The sequence below is a fragment of the Vibrio sp. Vb1337 genome, assembly GCF_033338715.1.
GTDB classification, from domain to species: domain Bacteria; phylum Pseudomonadota; class Gammaproteobacteria; order Enterobacterales; family Vibrionaceae; genus Vibrio; species Vibrio alginolyticus.
The window spans coordinates 1-460 of sequence record NZ_JAWOTD010000205.1 but is presented as its reverse complement, the minus strand read 5'-3'; the positions used below and the strand labels follow the sequence as shown (position 1 = coordinate 460).

Annotated in this window: 1 protein-coding gene; it reads right to left on the bottom strand. The window is 49.6% G+C overall.

Going from position 1 to position 460, the window contains the following annotated elements; genetic code table 11:
* The coding region (locus R7E42_RS25050) for a PhoH family protein (RefSeq protein WP_318073247.1) at positions 1-460 on the bottom strand (460 nt) is incomplete at both ends.

The following is a 460-nucleotide window of genomic DNA, read 5'->3' as shown; positions in this document are numbered from 1 at the left end:
TTGACACTCATCAAGCAACACAAACGCATTTTGAATCGAACGGCCACGCATAAAGTTGATCGACTTAAACTGAATGTTGGCTTTATCGCAGATGTATTTCAACGAGCCTTCGGTGCAGTGATCGTGCTTATGCAGCGCCTCCAAAGTATCGGTTACCGCCGCCAGCCAAGGCATCATTTTTTCCTCTTCTGAGCCTGGTAAGAAGCCAATCGACTCACCAATGTCTGGCGTGTTACGCGTGACGATGATTTTATCAAACATGCCTTTTTCAATAGTTTGCTCGAGCGCAGCTGCCATGGCCAATAGCGTTTTACCACTACCCGCCGCACCAGTGAGGATCACCAAATCAATGTCAGGGTCGAGCAGGGCATCGAGCGCCATGGCCTGATAAATGTTTTTTGGTGTGATGTCCCAAGCTCGGCGGTGCATCATGCGTTCTCGGCTTAGGTCGAGTAGGGTT